Source organism: Cellulomonas sp. PS-H5 (assembly GCF_019265565.1).
Taxonomy (GTDB): Bacteria; Actinomycetota; Actinomycetes; order Actinomycetales; family Cellulomonadaceae; genus Cellulomonas.
Window position 1 is genome coordinate 1 of sequence record NZ_JAHVCI010000125.1, and the last position, 2,671, is coordinate 2,671.

At 80.3% G+C, this 2,671-nt stretch carries 2 protein-coding genes; both read left to right on the plus strand.

Going from position 1 to position 2,671, the window contains the following annotated elements:
- Nucleotides 1–66: 66 nt before the first annotated feature.
- Complete coding sequence (locus J5O08_RS20510; protein WP_218708760.1) at nt 67–1,683, plus strand: oligosaccharide flippase family protein; 1,617 nt, start codon at nt 67–69, stop codon at nt 1,681–1,683.
- On the plus strand, nt 1,680–2,671 hold a 992-nt coding region (locus tag J5O08_RS20515; RefSeq protein WP_218708761.1), incomplete at its 3' end, for a glycosyltransferase family 2 protein. The genes J5O08_RS20510 and J5O08_RS20515, both read left to right, overlap by 4 nt.

The window sequence follows — 2,671 nt, forward strand, 5'->3', positions numbered from 1 at the left end:
GGACCGGCCGGCCGGGCCCGGTGCCGCCCGGCCCGCCGACGCGGCGCCGCAGCGCGAGGGGGCGCGGTGACGGCGCCGGCGGGGCTCGGGCGGCAGGTCGGGCGGGGGCTCGCGTGGGGCAGCGCGGGCAGCGTCGTGCTCCGGTTCGGCAACGTGCTGGTCGGCATCGTGCTGGCCCGGTTGCTCGCGCCCGAGGACTTCGGCGTGTTCGCGATCGCCCTGGCGGTGCAGGGCGTGCTCGTCACCGTCGTGGACCTCGGCCTCAGCGCGGACCTGGTCCGGGCGCGCGAGCCGCGCCGCCTCGAGCCGACCGTCGCGACGATCAGCCTGGTCCTCGGCGCCCTGCTGGCCGGAGCGATGGCGGCCACCGCCGAGCCCGTGGCGCGGGCCCTGGGCAGCGACCGGGCCGCCCCGGTGATCGCGGTGCTCGCCGCCACCCTCGTGGTGTCCGCCGCGGGCGTGGTGCCCTACGCGAGGCTCCAGCGCGGGTTCCACCAGCGGGAGATCTTCGCGACCGGGCTGGTCGACCTCGTCGTCGGCACGGTGGTCACCGTGCTGCTGGTGCGCGCGGGGTGGGGTCCGATGGCGCTGGCGGTCTCCCGCCTCGTGGCGCAGCCCGCCGCGACCGGGGCGCAGTTCCTGCTGAGCCGGACGGTGCCGCGGTTCGGGTACGACCCGGCGCTGGCGCGCGGGGCGATCGCCTACGGCGCGCCGCTCGCGGGGGCGAACCTGCTGTCGATCGCGCTGCTCGCCGTCGACAAGGTGGTGCTCGCCCGCGGGGCCGGCGAGGTCGCCCTCGGGTACTACGTGCTGGCCTTCAACGTCGCGAGCTGGCCGATGACGGTGATCGGGCAGACCGTGCGGCCCGTCGCCCTGGCGGCGTTCGCGCGGCTGGACGGGCGCCCGGAGGGCGGCGCGGGGGAGCCGGGTCCCCCGCGGGCCGCCGCCGGGGACGGCGGGCTGGCGCTCGCCACCCGGCTGACGTGGGCCGCCGCCGTCCCGGTGGCGTGCCTGCTGGGCGCCCTGGCGCTGCCCGTCGTCACGCTGCTCTACGGCGGCCGCTGGGCGCCCGCCGCGGGGGCCCTGACCGCGCTGGCGGCGTTCGGCGCGCTGCGGGTGCTGTTCGACCTGCTCGCGACGTACCTCGTCGCGCGGGGGGCGACCCGCCCGGTGCTCGGCGTGCAGGTCGCGTGGCTGGTCGCGCTGGTGCCTGCGGTGGTCGTCGGAGCCCGGACCGGCGGGTCGGCGGGGGTCGGCTGGGCGCACGTGGTCGTGGCCGGGGCCGTGGTGCTGCCGCTCTACCTCGTCGCGGTGCGGCGCAGCGGCGCGGACCTGCGGGCGCTCGCGCGCGCGACCTGGCTGCCCCTGGTGGCGGCCGCGCCGACCGTCGCCGCGGCGGCGCTGGTCGCGCGGCAGGTGGGCGGGTCGTTCGCCGCGCTCGCCGCCGGGGGGACCGCCGGGGCGCTGGTGTACGTGGCGGTCGCCGGGCGGCCGCTGCTGCGGGACCTGCGGGCGGCGCGGGCGGCCCGCGCGGACGACGAGGTGGGCGCCCGGGGGGACGACGAGGCGGGCGCCCGGGCGGACGACGAGGCCGCGACCGACCCGGCGGCGCCCCCGGTCCTCCCGCCGGCGGCACCGGCCGCCGCCGTGCCCGTGCCCGCCGACCCGGAGCGCGTCGCGTGACCGCCCCCGGCGGGCCGCTGACCCGCACCGTGCGCGTCCGGCCGCACGCGGTCCCCACCGCGGACACGACGGTCACCGTGGTGATCCTGTGCCACGACTACGCGCGCTACCTGCCCGCCGCGGTCGGCAGCGCCCTGGGCCAGGCGGGCGTCGAGGTCGACGTGGTCGTGGTCGACGACGCGTCCACCGACGACTCCCTGGCCGTCGCCGGCCGGCTCGCGGCGGCCGACTCGCGCGTGGCGGTCCTGGCGCACCCGCGCAACCGCGGCCCCGTCGAGACGTTCAACGACGGGCTGGCCCGCGCGACGGGGGAGTTCCTCGTGCGGCTCGACGCCGACGACCTGCTCACGCCCGGCTCCCTGGCGCGGTCGGTGGCCGTCGCCCGGGCGTACCCGTCGGTGGGCATGGTCTACGGGCACCCGGTGCACTTCGCCGGCGAGCCGCCCCGCGCCGCCCGCACCCGCGCCCGTCGGTGGACGGTCTGGCCGGGCCGGCGGTGGCTCGCCGACCGGTGCGCCGACGGCTACAACGTCATCACGTCGCCGGAGGTGCTCATGCGCGGGTCGGTGGTCGCGGCGGTCGGCGGGCAGCGGCCGCTCGCCCACGCGCACGACATGGAGATGTGGCTCCGGCTCGCCGCCCACGCCGACGTCGCGCACGTGGGCGGCGTCGACCAGGCGTGGCACCGCGAGCACCCCGCGAGCCTGTCCGCGCGGGAGGTGGACGACGCGACCGACTTCCGGGAGCGGGTGGCGGCGTTCGCCGAGCTCGCCGCCGTCGGGACCGCCGCGCTGCCCGAGCGGGACGCGCTCGCCGCCGCGGCCCGCCGGGCCCTCGTCCGGCAGGCGCTGCGCGCGTGCCGGTACGAGGTCGACCGCGGGCGGCGGGACCCCGGGCGCGTGCGGCGGCTGATGGCCGAGGCGCTCGTGGTCGCGCCCGAGCTCGCCGGGCCGTGGCGGCGGCTCGACGCGGCGCTCGACGCCGAGCC